21 protein-coding genes are annotated in these 17,972 nt (G+C 44.3%); 12 read left to right on the top strand and 9 right to left on the bottom strand.

Annotated features, from left to right (window positions below; translation table 11 throughout):
* Positions 1-171 precede the first annotated feature (171 nt).
* A complete protein-coding gene (locus PSI22_RS08870) occupies positions 172-1,101 on the top strand; it encodes a LysR family transcriptional regulator (RefSeq protein ID WP_273579435.1) in 930 nt (309 codons plus the stop codon).
* Here the strand turns inward: PSI22_RS08870 and PSI22_RS08865 are convergent.
* Positions 1,084-1,998, bottom strand: a complete 915-nt coding sequence (locus PSI22_RS08865) for a LysR family transcriptional regulator (RefSeq protein ID WP_273579434.1) — start codon at positions 1,996-1,998, stop codon at positions 1,084-1,086. The two genes, PSI22_RS08870 and PSI22_RS08865, sit on opposite strands and share 18 nt — an antisense overlap.
* 139 nt (positions 1,999-2,137) lie before the next feature.
* Here PSI22_RS08865 and PSI22_RS08860 point away from each other — a divergent pair, with 139 nt between their 5' ends.
* Positions 2,138-3,022 (top strand): MBL fold metallo-hydrolase, encoded by an 885-nt coding sequence (locus tag PSI22_RS08860; protein ID WP_273579433.1) that lies wholly within the window; start codon positions 2,138-2,140, stop codon positions 3,020-3,022.
* 140 nt (positions 3,023-3,162) lie between these two features.
* Here the strand turns inward: PSI22_RS08860 and PSI22_RS08855 are convergent, their stop codons facing one another.
* Together PSI22_RS08855 and PSI22_RS08850 are read right to left on the bottom strand one after the other, a co-directional pair.
* Positions 3,163-3,978 carry an MBL fold metallo-hydrolase gene (locus tag PSI22_RS08855; protein WP_273579432.1) on the bottom strand — a complete coding sequence of 272 codons (816 nt, stop codon included), beginning with the start codon at positions 3,976-3,978 and terminating at the stop codon, positions 3,163-3,165.
* A 74-nt stretch (positions 3,979-4,052) separates the two neighbouring features.
* Positions 4,053-4,520 (bottom strand): prepilin peptidase, encoded by a 468-nt coding sequence (locus PSI22_RS08850; protein WP_273579431.1) that lies wholly within the window; start codon positions 4,518-4,520, stop codon positions 4,053-4,055.
* A 341-nt stretch (positions 4,521-4,861) separates the two neighbouring features.
* Here PSI22_RS08850 and rsmE point away from each other — a divergent pair, with 341 nt between their 5' ends.
* The 4 genes from rsmE to ruvX all read left to right on the top strand — a co-directional run bounded on the left by rsmE (position 4,862) and on the right by ruvX (position 7,642).
* The gene (gene rsmE, locus PSI22_RS08845; RefSeq protein ID WP_273579430.1) at positions 4,862-5,593 is read left to right on the top strand and encodes a 16S rRNA (uracil(1498)-N(3))-methyltransferase; all 732 of its coding nucleotides are present in this window, start codon (positions 4,862-4,864) and stop codon (positions 5,591-5,593) included.
* A gap of 9 nt (positions 5,594-5,602) precedes the next feature.
* Entirely contained in the window at positions 5,603-6,562 is a 960-nt protein-coding gene (gene gshB / locus PSI22_RS08840; protein ID WP_273579429.1) for a glutathione synthase, read from the top strand.
* 91 nt (positions 6,563-6,653) lie between these two features.
* Positions 6,654-7,217, top strand: coding sequence for a YqgE/AlgH family protein (locus PSI22_RS08835; protein ID WP_273579428.1), 564 nt, complete (start codon positions 6,654-6,656; stop codon positions 7,215-7,217).
* Positions 7,217-7,642, top strand: coding sequence for a Holliday junction resolvase RuvX (gene ruvX / locus PSI22_RS08830; protein WP_273579427.1), 426 nt, complete (start codon positions 7,217-7,219; stop codon positions 7,640-7,642). Before PSI22_RS08835 ends, ruvX begins: the two co-directional genes overlap by 1 nt.
* A 36-nt stretch (positions 7,643-7,678) precedes the next feature.
* Here ruvX and PSI22_RS08825 read toward each other — a convergent pair whose 3' ends face one another.
* Positions 7,679-8,680, bottom strand: coding sequence for a type IV pilus twitching motility protein PilT (locus PSI22_RS08825; RefSeq protein ID WP_273579426.1), 1,002 nt, complete (start codon positions 8,678-8,680; stop codon positions 7,679-7,681).
* A gap of 22 nt (positions 8,681-8,702) precedes the next feature.
* Here PSI22_RS08825 and PSI22_RS08820 point away from each other — a divergent pair, with 22 nt between their 5' ends.
* Genes PSI22_RS08820 through hemW form a run of 5 tightly spaced genes read left to right on the top strand, consistent with a single transcriptional unit; the run spans position 8,703 to position 12,613 of the window.
* The gene (locus PSI22_RS08820) at positions 8,703-9,404 is read left to right on the top strand and encodes a YggS family pyridoxal phosphate-dependent enzyme (RefSeq protein ID WP_273579425.1); all 702 of its coding nucleotides are present in this window, start codon (positions 8,703-8,705) and stop codon (positions 9,402-9,404) included.
* A gap of 43 nt (positions 9,405-9,447) precedes the next feature.
* Positions 9,448-10,269, top strand: a complete 822-nt coding sequence (gene proC, locus PSI22_RS08815; RefSeq protein ID WP_273579424.1) for a pyrroline-5-carboxylate reductase — start codon at positions 9,448-9,450, stop codon at positions 10,267-10,269.
* A gap of 33 nt (positions 10,270-10,302) precedes the next feature.
* Positions 10,303-10,866: a YggT family protein gene (locus PSI22_RS08810; protein ID WP_273579423.1), complete on the top strand. Its 564-nt coding sequence runs from the start codon at positions 10,303-10,305 to the stop codon at positions 10,864-10,866.
* Between the two features lie 30 nt (positions 10,867-10,896).
* The gene (locus PSI22_RS08805) at positions 10,897-11,490 is read left to right on the top strand and encodes an XTP/dITP diphosphatase (protein WP_273579422.1); all 594 of its coding nucleotides are present in this window, start codon (positions 10,897-10,899) and stop codon (positions 11,488-11,490) included.
* Positions 11,483-12,613: a radical SAM family heme chaperone HemW gene (gene hemW / locus PSI22_RS08800; protein WP_273579421.1), complete on the top strand. Its 1,131-nt coding sequence runs from the start codon at positions 11,483-11,485 to the stop codon at positions 12,611-12,613. The genes PSI22_RS08805 and hemW overlap by 8 nt, the downstream gene beginning before the upstream one ends.
* 122 nt (positions 12,614-12,735) lie before the next feature.
* On the opposite strand, the gene PSI22_RS08795 is transcribed toward hemW, so the two are convergent.
* The 5 genes from PSI22_RS08795 to trmB form a co-directional block, all read right to left on the bottom strand.
* A complete protein-coding gene (locus PSI22_RS08795; RefSeq protein ID WP_273579420.1) occupies positions 12,736-13,680 on the bottom strand; it encodes a siderophore ABC transporter substrate-binding protein in 945 nt (314 codons plus the stop codon).
* Between the two features lie 122 nt (positions 13,681-13,802).
* Complete coding sequence (locus PSI22_RS08790; protein WP_273579419.1) at positions 13,803-14,525, bottom strand: DUF2884 family protein; 723 nt, start codon at positions 14,523-14,525, stop codon at positions 13,803-13,805.
* An 80-nt stretch (positions 14,526-14,605) separates the two neighbouring features.
* Positions 14,606-15,532: a glutaminase B gene (gene glsB / locus PSI22_RS08785; protein WP_273579475.1), complete on the bottom strand. Its 927-nt coding sequence runs from the start codon at positions 15,530-15,532 to the stop codon at positions 14,606-14,608.
* Positions 15,533-15,622: 90 nt separating this feature from the next.
* Complete coding sequence (locus PSI22_RS08780) at positions 15,623-15,949, bottom strand: YggL family protein (protein WP_273579418.1); 327 nt, start codon at positions 15,947-15,949, stop codon at positions 15,623-15,625.
* Positions 15,949-16,668, bottom strand: coding sequence for a tRNA (guanosine(46)-N7)-methyltransferase TrmB (gene trmB / locus PSI22_RS08775; RefSeq protein WP_273579417.1), 720 nt, complete (start codon positions 16,666-16,668; stop codon positions 15,949-15,951). Before trmB ends, PSI22_RS08780 begins: the two co-directional genes overlap by 1 nt.
* 243 nt (positions 16,669-16,911) lie before the next feature.
* Here trmB and mutY point away from each other — a divergent pair, with 243 nt between their 5' ends.
* Positions 16,912-17,952 (top strand): A/G-specific adenine glycosylase, encoded by a 1,041-nt coding sequence (gene mutY / locus PSI22_RS08770; protein ID WP_273579416.1) that lies wholly within the window; start codon positions 16,912-16,914, stop codon positions 17,950-17,952.
* The last annotated feature ends 20 nt before the right edge of the window (positions 17,953-17,972 follow it).

The following is a 17,972-nucleotide window of genomic DNA, read 5'->3' as shown; positions in this document are numbered from 1 at the left end:
AAACCAACAGATGCTTCATTATTGACAGCAATAAGGCAGGAAGGAAAATATCCATTTAGCTATAGTCTATTTATTTATGATATCGTTTTGATTGTTTTTCAAACTAATCATGTTATGTAGATAAAGCATTATCCATGATGAAATAGCAATCCGTATTAAAGAGATGAAATTATGCACTCTTGTTCATGGCGACACATTGAGATTTTTCACGCAGTAATGACCACCAAAAACCTGACTGACGCCGCGGTATTATTGAAAACGTCACAACCCACTGTCAGTCGTGAACTGGCACGTTTTGAACAGTTGCTGAAATTCAGGTTATTTGATCGGATCAAAGGGCGTTTATTTCCCACGGCACAGGGATTGCGATTATTTGAAGAAGTCCAGCGTTCTTATTATGGGCTGGAAAGGATACTTAATGCAGCAGAAAGCATTCGTCAATTCGAACATGCACAGCTTTCTATCGCCTGTCTGCCAGTGTTTTCCCAATCTTTACTGCCAAAAGCCTGCCATAGTTTCATTCAACGCTATCCGGAAGCGAAACTGACCATCATCCCGCAAGAATCTCCATTGCTGGAAGAATGGCTTTCAGCACAACGCCACGATATCGGTTTGACCGAACATTTGCAGACTCCCGCAGGCACTGAGCAAGAAACGCTGATTACCTTGAATGAAGTCTGCGTCCTACCTGCCAATCACCCACTCAGTCAAAAATCACGACTGACGCCAGAAGATTTTCATGAGCAAAAATTTATCAGCCTGTCGATAACAGATAGTTACAGGCAGCTCATTGATACCATATTTAGCGAACATCATGTCAATCGCAATATGATCATGGAAACTCACAGCGCGGCGTCAGTCTGTGCCATGATCAGTGAAGGTATCGGCATGTCTGTCGTGAATCCCTTAACTGCCTTGGATTATCTGGATAAAAATGCGGGGATCTGCGTCCGGCCATTCAGCATAGACATCCCATTCACGGTCAGTTTAATCAAGCCCATACATCGGCCATTTTCGGAACCCGTCGAAATATTCATTACCCATTTAAAACAACAGACCGGCCTGTTTCCGCGAAAATTGGCATTAGCTTTTCAACATTAACTGCTGCCAATGGGGTGCATTAGCAAACCAGTCCACCAGAAAATCCAGCAATGCCCGCAAAGTAACCGGCATATTCTGACGACTGGCATAAATACCATAGATCCCCATTGCCTGAGGTTGATAATCCGGCAATAACTCAACCAACTGCCCAGACATTAAATACGGAGCAGCAGAATAATAAGGCTGCATGGCGATGCCTGCTCCCTGTAAAGCCGCTTCCATCAGTACTGTTGATTCGTTGGCACTAAGCGTACCACTGACAGGAACTGAATACTGCTCATGCTGTTTTTCAAACAGCCACAAACTTTTGCCAAAAAAATTATATGTCAGGCAATTATGTGAGGCTAAATCAGTGGGTTTCTGTGGAATAATTTTTCCATCTAAGTAAGAGGGAGCCGCACAAACAACAGAATGACAAATGGATAATGGGCGGGCAATCAGATTTGGTTCCAAATTATTAGTAATGCGAATCGCTAAATCAATACGCTCTTCAACCAAGTTGATGACTTTGTTGTTAATTTGTAAGTTGACGGCAATTTGTGGATACCTGCGCATAAATTCAGGAATAGCAACAGACAACGCGCTAATACCCAGCGATTGAGAACAGCTCACTCTCAGCAGCCCTCTCAGAGTTTGTGATTCCAGTGATTGCTGAACTGGCATTGTCTCCGCTAATTCCAGCAACTTCAGACTATGCTGATAAGCATTTTCTCCTGCTGAAGTCAGACTGATTTTACGTGTCGTACGATGCAGTAGACGAACACCTGCCCATTTCTCCATTTCAGCCAGATAACGCGACACCATTGCCCGTGACATATCAAGCCGTTCCGCCGCCGCAACCAAGCTCCCCTGCTCTACAATCGTGACAAAAACCTGCGCTGCCGTGATCCTATCCATTCTGCCTGTTTATCCCCTGCCGTAATTAGATCGATATATGCAACAAATAATTGCAGATTATGCGGTTTTTAAATCGAAATATGCAACTTATTATATGTGCCATTCAAGCAAATAAACATTTTGATACAGGAATTCAATAATGGCTCGCAAAACAACATTAAATATCGCTCTGGCGGCGACCCTTTCCTTGGGAATGGCATCGCTGGCTCAAGCAGCCAATCTCAAGTTGGATATCTACAATCCAGGTGAAACCGGTATATTTCCTGTTTCTTCTGAAATCATCAGTGGCGACCATGAAGTTGTCCTGATTGACGCGCAATTTAAAAAGAGTGATGCCCAAGAGCTGGTAAAAATGATCCAGCAAACCGGAAAAAAACTGACAACGATCTATATCAGCCAGTCTGATCCTGATTTTTACTTTGGTCTTGATGTGATCACGACAGCCTTCCCTGAAGCCAAAGTGATCGCTTCACCTGAAACCATCAAAGCCATCAATGAAACCAAAGACGGTAAACTGACATATTGGGGTGGAATTCTGCAAGATCAGGCTCCGAAAAAGGTCATTGTGCCAGAGCCACTGAAAGGAAATACCTTCACCGTTGACGGTGAAAAGCTGATTGTGGAAGGTTTAGATGGCCCAGCCGCAGATCGTACTTTCGTTTGGGTGCCTAAATTGAAAGCTGTTGTTGGCGGTGTTACTGTTTCTGGCAATATCCATGTATGGATTGCAGATACTCAAACCAAAGTATCACGCCAGCACTGGATGCAGACATTAGATCGCATCAAAAGCCTGAAACCTGACACTGTTGTACCTGGCCATTATGTGGGTAATGCACCGATGACGCTGGAATCAGTCACATTTACGCAAAAGTATCTGACGACGCTGGAAAAAGAGTTACCAAAAGCCAAAGATTCAGAGGCGTTGGTTGCAGCCATGAAGAAACACTATCCAAACCTTGCTGATGAATCCAGCCTTGAGCTGAGTGCCAAAGTATTGAAAGGTGAAATGAAGTGGCCTCAGTAAGTTGAAAATATAATCACACAGGATTTATTGGCATATTTCCTTTGTGCTCCATGAATAACGTTATTCATGCAACAAACTTTAAAGACGATGCTGTTATTTTAATATAGCAGCATCATTTTTTATCTAAAAATAGAATAACATTAATCAATCTCAATTGACTGCCCAGTAGAAAGATTTTTAGCATTAGGTAACCATAACCTCCCCCACATACCACTACAGTGGCAAGCATAAACATGCTGTATATTTTCTTTTTTGATGTACTTTCTAATAGGCAATAGTTTAAACGGCGAAGCATAACGTAAATGTAGCCCACCAATAACCGCATAAACTTGATCAATGCCCGTTATCTGCTTACAAAATTTGATAATTTCAATAACACCACGATGCCCACATCCAATAAAAATAATTAACCCATGTCTAGATTTATAAATTAAAACACCTTCATCTTTGACAAAGTCAGGAGAATATTTTCCTTCAGATTTTCCTCCAACAATAACGCCATAGCGTTTGTTCTCTTCTTTTTTAATCTCTCCTGAATAGACGAAACTATCATTAATATGAGTTTCGTCCTTTGAAAAAAAAGTATCAAATTTTCCGTAATCAATTTGCTTGGATAGTTTTTTGAATGTAAGTGCTTTGTTGTCCGTGATTACCCAACCATAATATCTTTCGTTTTTAACCTCAGGATGACAAATAACTTTAGCATCAGTAGAAAAAAAAGGCAGCCCACCGCAATGGTCAAAATGACCGTGTGATATCACAACCGTTGAGACCGCAGATAAATCGATATTTAATTTCTTTGCGTTATCAATAAAACTACCATCTGGCCCAGTGTCAAACAGGATTGTGGTATCTTGATCCTGAATCAGTAAACTCAACCCAGGTTTACCAGCCAAGACCGTTTTGTAAGGTGCAAGAACCTGATTTTCCAGTAGTGCCGTAATCTTTAATGCCATGATAGAGATTCTCTTCTCCAATAAACAAAGTGAGAGAATGAACGTTTTACACAAAACCTGCAAGTTGCTCTCGATTAAATCCCCATGATATTGATACCGCTGACTCTAAACCCCATCAACACTATCGCAGACAAACAAATATAAGGCCCAAACGCAATAAAATCAGGGTATGTTTTTCTTTTAAACCAAACTATCATAAACCCGAACAATCCAGATGTTGAAGACAGTAACATCAATACAGGAATCATTTCCATACCCAGCCACGCACCAATAGCAGCCGTTAATTTCAGATCGCCATATCCTATTCCCTCTTTCTTTAATATATATCGACAGACCTTATTTAATAACCATAAAAATAGATATCCTGATATTGCACCATATATCGCACTCTTGATCGATACCAAATTCTCACTGCTATTAAAAATAAGGCCAAACCATAATAAAGGTTGAGTGATAACGTCTGGTAATTGATAAGTTTTAATATCAATGATTGATAAAAAAATTAACATACTACAGAAAACCATAATTATTATACCATCCATGTTGGCTAAACTATCCTTTATTATCATCCATGAAAATATTCAACATGGCATTCGTGAATAACATCCCTGTCATTATATTCCTTATCTATTTTTCTGACCGCAATCAGAACACGAGGAATATTAATTTATCACTCAGGTGATTAGCAATAGAAAATCAGTTAAAACAGCCATTATGAAATAAATATGCGAGCCGACTCGCAAGTGCATAACGTGCTCCCTATGGTTTAAGAGATAGCTTGATCACGCAATCAGCGCTCATTTATCATGGCGATAAATCAACTTTGTGATATGGCTATTGCGCCATACCGGAAACGTCCGGAAAAAAGAAGGAAAGAAGAAATATGCGAATTCCCCGCATCTATCACCCTGAACGGCTCTCCGTAGAGACGGAAATCTATCTGAGTGATGAGGCTGCCAACCATGTTGGCCGGGTACTTAGAATGAGTAATGGGCAGCCATTACAGTTGTTTGATGGCAGCAACCAGGTTTTCGATGCAGAACTTATTGAGGTCAGTAAAAAAACAATAAAAGTACGTATTACCGATGGCAAACTGTCCGATCATGAATCACCACTAAACCTGCATCTGGGGCAAGTGATGTCCCGTGGGGAAAAGATGGAATTCACAATTCAAAAATCGGTTGAGTTGGGCGTCAATACTATTACTCCATTATTTTCTGAACGCTGTGGTGTAAAGCTGGATGCGGAAAGGCTAGAAAAAAAATTACAGCAATGGAAAAAAATTGTGATCTCTGCCTGTGAACAATGTGGGCGTAACCGTATTCCAGAAATCCGCCCGGTCATGTCACTTGAAACATGGTGTGCGGAAAACGATGGCAGCCTAAAATTAAATCTGCATCCCCGTGCCAGCCAAAGTATCAACACACTGCCACTGCCAGTGGAAAAAGTACGCCTGTTAATCGGCCCTGAAGGGGGATTATCCGCTGAAGAGATCGAAATGACGGCAAATCACCAATTTACTGATATCCTGTTAGGCCCTCGCGTCTTGAGGACAGAAACTACGGCACTCACCGCAATTACGGCATTGCAAGTGCGTTTCGGTGATCTGGGTTAAGGAGAAAGAATGATCAAGCTCGGCATAGTGATGGACCCAATTTCATCCATCAAAATCAAGAAAGACACAAGTTTTGCCATGTTGCTGGAAGCGCAGAAACGCGGGTGGGAAATCCACTACATGGAGATGGATGATCTCTATCTACATCAAGGAGATGCTCGCGCCCGTACCCGCCTGCTCACAGTCGAAGAAAACCCGCAGCAATGGTATCAGTTTGGCAGCGAACAAGAGATTGCTCTCGATACCTTGCAGGTGATTCTGATGCGCAAAGATCCTCCTTTTGATACAGAGTACATCTACGCTACTTATATTCTGGAAAGGGCTGAAGCCAAAGGCAGCCTGATCGTTAACAAACCGCAGAGTCTGCGCGACTGCAACGAAAAACTGTTCACAGCCTGGTTCCCAGAATTGACACCAGATACACTGGTGACTCGCAATGCAAAAACCTTACGTGAGTTCCATCAAAAACATGGCGATGTTATCTTTAAGCCACTGGACGGTATGGGAGGCGCTTCCATCTTCCGTTTAAAACAAGATGACCCGAATACAGGTGTCATTATCGAAACGCTGACCGAACATGGCAGCCGTTATTGTATGGCGCAAAATTTCTTGCCGGCCATTAAGGACGGGGATAAACGTGTTCTGGTTGTTGACGGCGAACCTGTACCCTATTGCCTTGCACGCATCCCTGCACAAGGGGAAACCCGTGGTAACCTTGCGGCAGGTGGGCGCGGAGAAGCCCGACCTCTGACAGAAAGTGACTGGGCAATTGCCCGTGCTGTTGCACCAGTCTTGAAAGAGAAAGGGTTAATCTTTGTCGGGCTCGATATCATTGGCGACCGTTTGACTGAAATCAACGTCACCAGCCCGACCTGTGTACGTGAAATAGAAGCTGCATTCCCAGAAATTTCTATTACTGGTATGCTGATGGATGCCATCGAAAAACGATTGGAAAAACAGCCGGCATAACCGGCTGGACAGCATTTACCATTTATAATGTTGGCTCACATACTGTGAGCCAAATTACGCTAACATTGCCAAAATAATTATCAGAAAACACATGAACCTACAGCACCATTTTCTTATTGCCATGCCTTCGCTCTCTGATCCTTATTTCAACCGTTCGGTGGTTTATATCTGCGAACACGATCAAAACGGGGCAATGGGGTTAGTTATCAATAAACCTATAGCCCAAATTTCTATCCAAAGCCTCTTAGAAAAATTGGAGATCACTCCCGAAGATAGAGACGACAGCATCAATTTAAATAAACCCGTTATGGCAGGTGGCCCACTGTCTGAAGAACATGGCTTTATCTTGCACACTCCGCAATCCGGGTTCAGTTCAAGTATCCAGATCTCTGATGAGACGATGATAACCACGTCCAAAGACATGCTAGAAGTATTAGGCACTCCACGCCAGCCCGAAAATGTTTTAATGACCCTGGGGTATTCAAGCTGGGAAAAAGGCCAGTTAGAACAAGAAATCATGGAAAATAGCTGGCTGACGGTCAGTGCAGAATCCTCCATCATTTTTCATACCCCCGTAACCGATCGTTGGCATGAAGCGGCTTCACTGCTCGGGATCAATATTTACAACCTCGCACCACAAGCAGGGCATGCCTGATGAAAAATCGCACAATAATCGCATTCGATTTCGGTACTCACAGCATTGGTACCGCTATCGGACAAGAAGTAACCGGCACAGCCAGGGCATTAAGCGCCTTCAAAGCTAAAGAGGGTTCTCCCAGTTGGCAACTCATTGAAAAACTCATCAAAGAGTGGCAACCCGATCTGGTCATTGTCGGATTACCACTGAATATGGATGGCACAGAACAACTCGTCACCGCTCTGGCGCGTAAATTTGCCAATCGTCTACACGGGCGTTTTGGCGTTCAGGTTGAGCTGCACGATGAGCGATTGACCACTATAGAAGCACGCTCTCACCTGTTCGATCACGGTGGTTATAAGGCACTGGATAAAGGCAAAGTCGATTCTGCTTCTGCTGTCGTCATTCTGGAAAGTTGGTTTGAGCAACAATATTCACAATGAAGTATGGGTGTCATTATGGAACAACATCCCGCAATACTATTCCGCCAGCAATCCCAACGATTCACGCTGTTGCCGGCTTTGCTCATGAGTTTGCATACCGCAGGCAGCACCTGTCTGCATTAATGTCGCAATTTGGTGATTTTTTCCTTCCCTGATCAAATGGCTGACCGCTTGGTTGACGACCAAAACTTCATAAATGGCGACTCTTCCCCCCTCTCTAGCCGGAAGCAGTTGTTGAGAAATAACTGCTTTTAAACTTCCTGCCAGTTGGCTGCATATCCAGCCCTTTTCTTCCGCGCTGAAAACATCAGCCAAACGATCTAGTGCTTGAATTGCTCCACGGGTATGTAATGTTGACAGAACTAAATGTCCTGTTTCAGCCGCTGTCAATGCCAAGCGGATCGTCTCTTTGTCACGCAATTCTCCCAGCAAAATCACATCAGGATCTTGCCGTAATGCACCTTTCAAAGCCGTTTGATAATCCGGTACATCCCTGCCGATTTGTCTTTGCTGTATCAGGCAATTTCGGCTTTGATGAACGAATTCTATCGGGTCTTCCAACGTGATAATATGTTTGTTGCCATGATTATTGAAGGCATTGATTATCGCCGACAAAGTAGTAGATTTACCGCTTCCCGTTGCGCCTGTCACTAATACCAGCCCACTTTTCTCTTGCAAAATCAGACGTTGGATAATGTCCGGTGCATATAATTGTTCCAGAGTAGGACATTTATCCGCGATTAACCTCAATACCATTGAAACCTGACACTGTTGGTAAAACAGATTCCCCCTGAGCCGCTGTTTATCTGGCATCTCCACCACAAAATCAACATGACCGTATTCCTGTAACTGCTGCTGTTGTTCTTCGGTCAATATTTTTCTGCTCCATACCATGAGGGTATCACCCTGCATTTCGGCCAATTGCATCTGTGGGTACAGTACACCATTGATGCGCAAAACCGGAACTTTCCCGACACAAAGATGCAGATCAGAAGCATTATGCTTTACACTAAGAGCCACCAATTTTTCCATATTCATTTTTTAATCTCCTGAGTCACTTATGAACAATATCGAACAAAATCTTCACGATGTCAGGAACCGCATAGCCCTTACAGCTCAAAAATGCGGACGCTCTCCACAAGAAATTATTCTGCTTGCAGTCAGTAAAACCAAACCTGCGGACGCTATCGCAAAAGCCATAGCGACTGGTCAGCGGGAATTTGGTGAAAATTACGTTCAAGAAGGGGTTGAGAAAGTTCAACACTTTGCCAATCATCATGATTTGGTATGGCACTTTATCGGTCCCTTGCAGTCCAATAAAAGCCGCTTAGTAGCAGAACATTTTGACTGGTGCCATACCATAGACAGATTAAAAATCGCCCAGCGCTTAAGTGAGCAACGCCCTGAAAACATGGCGCCACTTAATATCCTAATTCAAATTAATATCAGTGGCGAAGACAGCAAATCGGGCATTATTTTGGAATCACTGTCGGAACTGGCAAAGACCATAAATGCGCTACCCAATCTGGTACTACGTGGGCTGATGGCGATCCCTGCACCAGAAAGCGATTTTGAACGTCAGATGGCGATATTCCACCAAATGGAACAGGCGTTTATTGAATTGAAAACGCAATATCCACAAGTTGATACACTTTCAATGGGTATGACGGATGATATGGAAGCCGCTATCTCCTGCGGCTCTACATTGGTGCGCATTGGAACGGCAATTTTCGGTGCCCGTCAGTACAATGCTCAACCCTAAATTAACTGGCCAAAATCAACTGATTAATATGCGAGACTATTTAATGGAAAATCGTAAAATCACCTTTATTGGCGCTGGCAATATGGCTCATGCCATTATCGCCGGACTGGTCAGAACAGGTTATCCTGCCGGACTCATCACTGTCTGCTCCCCAAATACAACCCGTCGTGATGTTCTGGCAAAAGAGTATGGCATCAACAGCGAAAACGATAACATTCGTTATGCCCAAGAAGCCGATGTCATTGTTCTGGCAGTAAAACCTCAAATGATGGCAGAAGTGTGTGATTCACTGCGTTCACAAATAGATTTCAGTCATAAACTGGTACTCTCTATTGCTGCAGGTATTCCTGTTGCCCGTTTTTACACGCTGTTGCAGGATAACCTCAATATCATCCGCATCATGCCAAATACGCCCGCACTTGTGGGGCAAGGGATCAGTGGCCTATTTGCGCCTGAGCACGTCACTCAGCCTGATCGCCAGTTTACCGAATCGCTGATGAGAGGTGTTGGTAAAGTCTGCTGGGTCAATGATGAGAATGGCATCAACAATATTATTGCCGTCGCAGGCAGTGCACCGGCCTACTTTTTCCTGTTCATGGAATCCATGCAGCAAGAAGCTGAACGCCTGGGATTCGATAGCCAAACTGCCAGGGAACTTGTCCTGCAAGCGGCTACAGGTTCGGCTAAACTTGCTGAGTCACAGGCAGATCTTCCTTTTGCTATTCTGCGCGAGCAGGTAACATCTAAAGGCGGTACAACTGCCGAAGCTCTGCGCATTTTTTATGAAGGCCATCTACCAGAGATCGTATCCCGCGCCATGCAGGCAGCAATCCGCCGAGCGCAGGAAATGGAAAAACTATTTTAATTCAATCAAGTGTCATTTAATCAGGGCTGCTACATGCAATTCTTAAACTTTATCTTTCTTACCGTTCTAGATTTATATATTGCGGTTTTACTGCTTCGTGTCTGGATGCAATGGGTGCGTTGTGATTTTTATAATCCATTCGCACAATTTATCGTTAAAATCACCCAACCTGTGGTACGCCCATTACGCAAAGTCATCCCCGCTATTGGTCCTATCGATACAGCATCCATCGTGTTTGCCTATCTGATCGTTCTTCTTAAGATGCTGATACCTGCATGGCTCGCAACGGGACAATTTGTGATACCTCTCGCGATTTTGTTCCCTGTCGGACTGATTGAACTACTTACCGCAGCCGGAAAACTCATATTCTGGCTCGTCATTGCCCGTGCATTATTAAGTTGGATCAGTCAAGGGCGCAATCCGGTTGACTATGTTTTGATTCAACTGACTGAACCGTTAATGTCACCTATCCGTCGTATTATTCCTGCCATGGGTGGCATTGATTTTTCTGCCATGATTGTCATATTAGTTCTCTACGCGCTGAATGCCCTACGTTACGATGTCATGGCGTGGTTAATTTCAATGATAAGCGGTTGATTAAATAAATAGATTAATTGGATAAAAGCAATGCAAAAAGTTGTTCTCGCCACAGGTAATGCTGGCAAAGTTCGTGAGTTGGCTGATTTACTGACTGACTTTGGCTTAGATATCGTGGCTCAAACCGAACTGGGTGTTGATTCAGCCGATGAAACAGGCCTGACTTTCATTGAAAATGCCATCATCAAGGCTCGCCATGCAGCGGCAATAACGGGATTACCCGCAATAGCAGATGATTCAGGGCTATCAGTCAACGCCTTAGGTGGCGCACCGGGCATCTATTCTGCCCGCTACGCAGGTATTGATGCTTCCGATCGGGATAATCTGGACAAACTGCTGGAATCGATGCGTGATATTCCTGATGAAGAGCGTCAGGCACAATTCAATTGTGTGCTGGTCTATCTACGTCATGCAGAAGATCCGACTCCACTGATTTTCCACGGTCGCTGGTCTGGCATCATTACCCATGAACCCGCTGGCAATGGCGGTTTTGGCTATGACCCGATTTTTTATGTGCCAGAATTTGGCTGTACAGCAGCAGAGCTCAGTCGCGAACAAAAAAGTGCAGTTTCACATCGTGGACAAGCGTTGAAAATGCTGTTGGAAGCCATGCTTAATGCTTAAATTACCACCACTAAGTCTTTATATCCATATTCCCTGGTGTGTACAAAAGTGCCCTTACTGTGATTTCAATTCACACGCATTAAAGGGAGATGTACCACATCAGGAGTATGTTGAGCACCTGCTGGCAGACTTACGTGCTAACTTGCCGATGATTGAAAATCGTGAAGTATCGACAATTTTTATCGGCGGCGGAACCCCCAGCCTGCTCAGCGCCGAGGGTATGCAACGCCTGCTTGACGGAGTACGGGCGTCTCTGCCACTCTCTTCGCAGGCAGAAATCACGATGGAAGCCAATCCGGGAACTGTTGAAGCTGGCCGTTTCAGCGCTTACCAGAAAGCAGGCATCAATCGAATTTCCATCGGCGTACAGAGCTTTGGTTCAGATAAGTTGATTCGCCTAGGGCGCATCCATGGCCCAGACGAAGCAAAACGGGCAGCACATTTGGCTGCCGACCTTGGTTTACGCAGTTTCAATCTGGACTTGATGCACGGGTTACCCAACCAAACACTGAATGAAGCATTGGATGATTTACGTCAGGCGATTGAACTTTCCCCACCGCATCTGTCTTGGTATCAATTGACGATTGAACCTAACACCAGCTTTGGTTCCCGCCCGCCCGTTCTGCCGGACGATGATGCGCTATGGGATATCTTCTCCCAAGGGCATCAATTATTGACAGCCGCGGGCTACCAGCAATATGAAACTTCGGCCTATGCCAAAGCGGGTTATCAATGTCAGCATAATCTCAATTACTGGCGTTTTGGTGATTACTTAGGTATTGGCTGCGGCGCACATGGAAAAATCTCGTTTGAAAATGGCCGTATTCTCCGTACAGTCAAAACCAAGCACCCGCGCGGCTATATGCAGGGACGTTATCTAGATCAGCAAAATCAAGTGGATAATGAAGATCGTCCATTTGAATTTTTCATGAACCGTTTTCGCTTGCTGGAAGCTATGCCACGACACGATTTCAGTGATTTTACCGGATTACCGGAAAGTGCCATTCGTCCACAACTTGATGAAGCACTGGCTAAAGGTTATATCACTGAAAACGCGACGCACTGGCAGATCACCAAACACGGCAAGTTATTCCTGAATTCACTATTAGAACTGTTTCTTTAAAGGATAAACTGCACCTGAAAATATCAGGTGCAGTTTTGTCGGCAGTGTTCATTCACCCCGAAAATAGAATTTAGTATTCATTTTTCGGGGCTGATTTAATAAGGAATAATTAATTTATAGAATTACAACGCATCAGCAACCGCATTAATTTGTCGAATCATGCTGTCCAGCCCACCACCAGACAAATACCATAGATCAGGTTGCAGATAAACGATCTTACCATTTTTATAGGCATTGGTTGATTTCACTTGATCATTTTCAAACTGATCTTTTGTCAATTCGCCTGCACCAATCGCTTTGCTACGGTCGATGATAAAAATAGCATCAGGATTTGCTTTAGCAATCATTTCTGCTGTTACCACACGGGATTTTTCTTTATCGGTTGGAAGTGGTAATTCAGTGCGCTGGGCTTTCACCACATCATAAACAATCGCTTGGTTATTCGGATATAAAGTGCCTGCATTATGCAGGAGAACCAACGCTTTACTATTCGACGACCGGGCTTTTTCCTGCGCTGTGGCAATCGTTTTTTCCAGATCTGCAATCTGGGCTTTAACCGCATTCTGCTTGTTAAATAGTTCACCTAATAACTTTAAGTTGCTTTCAACAGACGACAGATAATTTTTACTGTCAGTATCTAAATTCACTGTTGGGGAAATTTTTGACAGAGATTGATAGAAATTCCCCTGACGCCCAGTAATCACAATCAGATCCGGTTTCATGCCAACCAATTTTTCTAAATCTGGTTCTTTCATCCCCCCTGCATTTTGCATATCTGCTGACATATTGCCACGCACATATTCAGGGGCATTGCTGACAGGTAATGCGATAACGCGATCAGATAAACCCAGCTTTACCAGTGAATCGTAAATCCCAAAATCAAACAGGACGATCCGCTCAGGATTCTTTTTAACCTGTGTTTCACCGGAAAGATGTTTTACTGTGACGAAATCACCAGATTGTACTATCACGGAATTAGGGGTGAATAACACTGATGGCTGACTGAATGCAGAATAGCTGGTGACAGAAAACAGTGAAGCTAAAACAACTGGCAGGATTTTTTTCATTGTTACACCTGAATTACGCAGATTAGTAATAAGTGACTCGCATTCTAGGTGGCAACATTACGATGTCAATTAAATAAGAATCAATTTCATATTGATTCTTATTTTTAGTGATGTGTTGTGATTCACTTAATAGAGTTCATGAGACTGGTGCGTAGTTGTTCCAATTGGTTAGCCTTGCTACAAACTTCACCCTTAAAGCGATTCAGCTCTTGTTCCTGTTTTTTCCATTCTGCATCAAAACCATTTTGCATCCCGCCCAATCCACCGAGAAGAGACATCAACAGCTGTTTGCCATCACCATTCTGCTCACTCTTCTTACGGCTCATTTCATTAATGCTATCCTGCAAAATACCGCCAAGACTCTGCTGAATAAGATTCTGCCCTTCGGATTCCACCTTCTTAATGGCCTGAGAGTTGAATGCAACGCCATCAGAACGAGTTTCAAGTACTTTATCAATTTGCTTATTGAGGCCAGATTCCAATTGGGATAAACGGTTACGGATATTACTCTCCTTCCCCATTGTATTGACGACAACTTTATCCAGTGCTTGACGGGCACTTGTCAGATGGCTCAATGCTTCTTTCTTTACCCATGGTAGATCCTGCCGAATAGCCTGCTGATATTGCCGAGCCTTGCCACGCTGTTCTGGATTCAATAACAGTGTTTTACCGTTACGGAATATAGAACCATCTGGCAAAATTCTCAGGTTTCCACTAGTTCCAACAATCTGCACCGACTTTGACGTGACAATAATGTCATCCTGAATTGTCGTCTGACAGTCAGAACCTGCCTGTACCTGAGCGACAAATAATAACGATGCAGCAATCGCGATTCTGCGTAACATACGTTCTCCTGATTTGCTTTGTCTGACGACACCCTGCCCACAGAGACAAGGATTTCGGCTGTTATTTACTAAGGTTTGAACTAAAAAATAGAGCGCCCGATACGCTCAGCCAATTTTTCCAATGCCGCACAACCCGCCAGTGAGTTACCGGAGCTATTTAGTTCAGGAGACCATACAGCAACCGTGAATTCCCCTGGTACAACACAGACTATTCCTCCGCCAACACCGGATTTCCCGGGCATTCCGATCCTGAAAGCAAACTCTCCAGAGCCATCATACATACCACACGTCAGCATCAGCGCATTAATCTGTCTGGTTTGCCGAAGACTTAAAATTTGTTGTCCAGAACCGATCATACGGCCTTGATTAGCTAAGTAGATAAAACATTGGGCCAGTTCAACACAATTCATTTTCAAGGCACAATAGTGGAAATAAGTTTGTAGAGCCGTGAGCACATCATTCTCAAAATTACCGAATGATTTCATCAAATAAGCAATTGCAGCATTGCGACTGGAATGCTCCATTTCTGAACGGGCAACGATATCATCATAGCAAATGTGCTTTTGCCCAGTGAGGCTACGAACGAACTCCAGCATTCTATGCTTAGGCGCACTTAACCTTGATTGCAACATATCACAGATAACCAAGGCACCTGCATTAATGAAGGGATTACGGGGAATACCCTTTTCCAGTTCCAACTGTACTAATGAATTAAACGGCTGTCCCGAAGGTTCCGTTCCCACTCGCTGCCAGATATCCTGCTCTTGATAGCGCGTCATCGCCAGTGTCAGGCTCAATACTTTGGAAATGGATTGTATGGAAAAGCGCTTTTCCGCATCTCCCGCTTTAAAAACCTGCCCATCAACCGTACAGATGGCCATCGCCAGATTATTTACCGCAACTTCTGCCAAAGCAGGTATGTAACCTGCCACTTTTCCTTGGCCAATCAAAGGGCGTACTTCATCTAAGATATCTGCCAATAACGAATTAGAGAACCTTACCTTCACCACTTTTTCTCCAGACAAACAAGGGCCCCAAAGGAGCCCCTGTATACAGCGTTATTTCTGTATAAAACACTATTTTTATGCAATAGCGAATCAATCCCACCACACATCAAACAATTCTGATAGGGCAACGTCTTCCATACCGCGATCTTTCAGCCATTTCTCCACCAACTGGCGGTGTTCTTCGGTACATTTGCCGATTTGCTGTAGGCAGATCAAACCTTCCCACTGTAAATAGCCGCTGGCATCCAGTGCCAGACCGTTTGGTTCAACCAGCTCTTCAATAAAGGCATCAACTGTGCTGTCAACGATATCAACTGGTGTATTGGCTGGGAAATTCCACTTTACGGAAAAACCAAGTTCCTGAAATTCATCAATATGCAATTTTTTACGCAGACGACGACTACGGTTTTTAGCCATTATTTTACCCTCTTAAACATTAGATCCCATACGCCATGCCCCAAACGCTGACCGCGCATCTCAAATTTCGTGACCGGACGTGAATCAGGACGTGGTACATAATCACTATTTTCCGACACGTTGCAATACCCTTCAGCCTCGCTCATCACTTTCAGCATATGTTCAGCATACGGCTGCCAGTCGGTTGCCATATGGAAGACACCACCGATTTTCAGCTTACTTCTGATAAGTTGGGCAAACTCAGGCTGTACAATCCGACGTTTGTTATGACGGGCTTTATGCCACGGATCAGGGAAGAAAAGCTGCACCATTTCCAGACTCTGTTCCGGTAGCATATTTTCCAAAACTTCAATGGCATCATGACACATTACACGCAGATTACTGAGATTTTCATCTTCTGCGGAAGCCAGACATGCACCTACTCCCGGCACATGAACTTCAATCCCAAAAAAGTTTTTCTCTGGATTCTGGCCTGCCATCATCACCAGAGATGCTCCCATTCCGAAGCCAATCTCCAGTACGACAGGCGCTTCACGACCAAAGAGTTCGCCCATATCGAACAGTTCCGGCTGATAATCCATGCCCATCCTCGGCCACACATTATCAAGTGCTTGCTGCTGACGACTCGTTAACCGGCCCTGCCGACGCACAAAACTGCGGACACGGCGCAAAGCCCTGCCATTTTCATCATATTCCGGTGAAATTACGTTATTTATCATGGTACTTTTTATCAGTTTTAAAGGCATTTGCTCAGGCGTCTGGGACGTTATGTACCACAGGGTTGCCTAAAGAGAGCGCAATTATGCAAAGGTGGCTGATTTTATCAAGTTCAGTGTCCATAAGCACAACTTTAATGCTGATTTGCGTAGCGCTTCGAAACAAAGTTCGGGTTTACACTGAGGTTACACTATGTTGCAATCCTGTTCACGAAACAATGATCATCTATAAAGACAATTATTCTAATGATGGAAGCCGAGCAATTTTCACAGGCGGTACTTAAATGGTATCACCGCTATGGTCGCAAGACCCTGCCGTGGCAGTTGGAAAAAACGTCCTATCACGTCTGGCTTTCAGAGGTGATGCTACAACAAACGCAGGTCGCGACTGTTATCCCCTATTTCCAGAATTTTATTTCACGTTTTCCCGATGTTGCCTCACTGGCCGCCGCACCATTGGATGAAGTTCTGCATTTATGGACGGGTCTGGGCTATTACGCACGCGCCCGTAACCTGCACAAAGCGGCTCAGCAAATTGTTGCGATACACAATGGTCAATTTCCGACTACCTTTGATGGTGTTATTGCCCTGCCCGGCGTTGGCCGCTCTACCGCAGGTGCCATTCTTTCACTGTCTCAGGGAAAACACTTCCCGATTCTCGATGGCAACGTGAAGCGCGTTCTGGCTCGCTGCTACGCCATTGCTGGCTGGCCGGGGAAAAAAGAAGTGGAAAACCAGTTATGGGATATCAGTACCCGTGTTACCCCGGAACAGGGCGTCGAATACTTTAATCAGGCGATGATGGATTTGGGCGCAATGATCTGCACCCGCAGCAAACCCAAATGTGAAATCTGCCCACTCAATGCAGGCTGCATCGCCTACGCCAATCATAGTTGGGCAAGCTATCCAGGGAAAAAACCGAAACAAACCATCCCTGAGAAAACGGCCTATTTTTTATTGATGCAGCATGGCGACACAGTTTGGTTGGAGCAACGTCCACTTTCAGGCATTTGGGGCGGGTTATTCGCATTTCCACAATTCACAGATCAGGCTTCACTGGAACAGTGGTTGAAAGACTCCGGTATCTCTCACAGTAAACCTGATCAACTGATCGCATTTCGTCATACATTCAGCCATTTTCATCTCGATATCGTACCGATTAAAATCGATATTTTATCTTTTGATTCCTGCATGGATGAAAGCAAGGGACTTTGGTATAACTTACGCCAGCCAGCAACTATTGGATTGGCAGCTCCCGTTGAATACCTTTTGCAACAGCTGGGATAAACTTCGCCCTATTATTTTGA

The organism is Xenorhabdus aichiensis, from assembly GCF_028598775.1.
Classification (GTDB): Bacteria; Pseudomonadota; Gammaproteobacteria; order Enterobacterales; family Enterobacteriaceae; genus Xenorhabdus; species Xenorhabdus bovienii.
This window is presented reverse-complemented; position numbering and strand designations above follow the sequence as displayed.

What these genes read in the sequence shown, in the direction of transcription:
- PSI22_RS08870 (WP_273579435.1), top strand. Translation starts at nt 172, where the DNA reads ATGCACTCTTGTTCATGGCGACACATTGAGATTTTTCACGCAGTAATG.
- PSI22_RS08865 (WP_273579434.1), bottom strand. Translation starts at nt 1,998, where the DNA reads ATGGATAGGATCACGGCAGCGCAGGTTTTTGTCACGATTGTAGAGCAG.
- PSI22_RS08860 (WP_273579433.1), top strand. Translation starts at nt 2,138, where the DNA reads ATGGCTCGCAAAACAACATTAAATATCGCTCTGGCGGCGACCCTTTCC.
- PSI22_RS08855 (WP_273579432.1), bottom strand. Translation starts at nt 3,978, where the DNA reads ATGGCATTAAAGATTACGGCACTACTGGAAAATCAGGTTCTTGCACCT.
- PSI22_RS08850 (WP_273579431.1), bottom strand. Translation starts at nt 4,520, where the DNA reads ATGGATGGTATAATAATTATGGTTTTCTGTAGTATGTTAATTTTTTTA.
- rsmE (WP_273579430.1), top strand. Translation starts at nt 4,862, where the DNA reads ATGCGAATTCCCCGCATCTATCACCCTGAACGGCTCTCCGTAGAGACG.
- gshB (WP_273579429.1), top strand. Translation starts at nt 5,603, where the DNA reads ATGATCAAGCTCGGCATAGTGATGGACCCAATTTCATCCATCAAAATC.
- PSI22_RS08835 (WP_273579428.1), top strand. Translation starts at nt 6,654, where the DNA reads ATGAACCTACAGCACCATTTTCTTATTGCCATGCCTTCGCTCTCTGAT.
- ruvX (WP_273579427.1), top strand. Translation starts at nt 7,217, where the DNA reads ATGAAAAATCGCACAATAATCGCATTCGATTTCGGTACTCACAGCATT.
- PSI22_RS08825 (WP_273579426.1), bottom strand. Translation starts at nt 8,680, where the DNA reads ATGAATATGGAAAAATTGGTGGCTCTTAGTGTAAAGCATAATGCTTCT.
- PSI22_RS08820 (WP_273579425.1), top strand. Translation starts at nt 8,703, where the DNA reads ATGAACAATATCGAACAAAATCTTCACGATGTCAGGAACCGCATAGCC.
- proC (WP_273579424.1), top strand. Translation starts at nt 9,448, where the DNA reads ATGGAAAATCGTAAAATCACCTTTATTGGCGCTGGCAATATGGCTCAT.
- PSI22_RS08810 (WP_273579423.1), top strand. Translation starts at nt 10,303, where the DNA reads ATGCAATTCTTAAACTTTATCTTTCTTACCGTTCTAGATTTATATATT.
- PSI22_RS08805 (WP_273579422.1), top strand. Translation starts at nt 10,897, where the DNA reads ATGCAAAAAGTTGTTCTCGCCACAGGTAATGCTGGCAAAGTTCGTGAG.
- hemW (WP_273579421.1), top strand. Translation starts at nt 11,483, where the DNA reads ATGCTTAAATTACCACCACTAAGTCTTTATATCCATATTCCCTGGTGT.
- PSI22_RS08795 (WP_273579420.1), bottom strand. Translation starts at nt 13,680, where the DNA reads ATGAAAAAAATCCTGCCAGTTGTTTTAGCTTCACTGTTTTCTGTCACC.
- PSI22_RS08790 (WP_273579419.1), bottom strand. Translation starts at nt 14,525, where the DNA reads ATGTTACGCAGAATCGCGATTGCTGCATCGTTATTATTTGTCGCTCAG.
- PSI22_RS08780 (WP_273579418.1), bottom strand. Translation starts at nt 15,949, where the DNA reads ATGGCTAAAAACCGTAGTCGTCGTCTGCGTAAAAAATTGCATATTGAT.
- trmB (WP_273579417.1), bottom strand. Translation starts at nt 16,668, where the DNA reads ATGATAAATAACGTAATTTCACCGGAATATGATGAAAATGGCAGGGCT.
- mutY (WP_273579416.1), top strand. Translation starts at nt 16,912, where the DNA reads ATGATGGAAGCCGAGCAATTTTCACAGGCGGTACTTAAATGGTATCAC.